This window comes from Pseudomonas sp. SIMBA_067 (assembly GCF_046534675.1).
Taxonomy (GTDB): domain Bacteria; phylum Pseudomonadota; class Gammaproteobacteria; order Pseudomonadales; family Pseudomonadaceae; genus Aquipseudomonas; species Aquipseudomonas putida.
Genome location: NZ_JAWRYH010000486.1, coordinates 1 through 269, shown reverse-complemented (window position 1 = coordinate 269; position 269 = coordinate 1). Strand labels below are relative to the sequence as shown.

The window sequence follows — 269 nt, the reverse complement described above, 5'->3', positions numbered from 1 at the left end:
CCTTACGTGTAAATCGATCGATTCCAGGAGCGCAGTCAATCCTTTGCACATCAGTTCATCGTCGTCCACGACGTGGACGGTGCCTTGGGCAAACGCCCGCGGGGAAGTCGTGGGGGCGTAAATTGGTGCAGTCATGATCGGAAAGCGTGCGATATCGGGGAAATTTGTGGAGGGGTCGACCGGCAATTCAGTTGCGTTCCGGAAATGCTTTCACATACGGGGGCAGGAGGAAACTCACACGAAAGTATAGTCAGAACACTACTTGTAAC

The 269-nt window shown here is 53.2% G+C and carries 1 protein-coding gene; it reads right to left on the bottom strand.

Annotated elements, in window-relative coordinates:
* Positions 1 to 186, bottom strand: a 186-nt coding sequence (locus SB765_RS30005; protein WP_410932544.1) for a hypothetical protein, incomplete at its 3' end; no start/stop codon positions are given.
* Positions 187 to 269 lie beyond the last annotated feature (83 nt).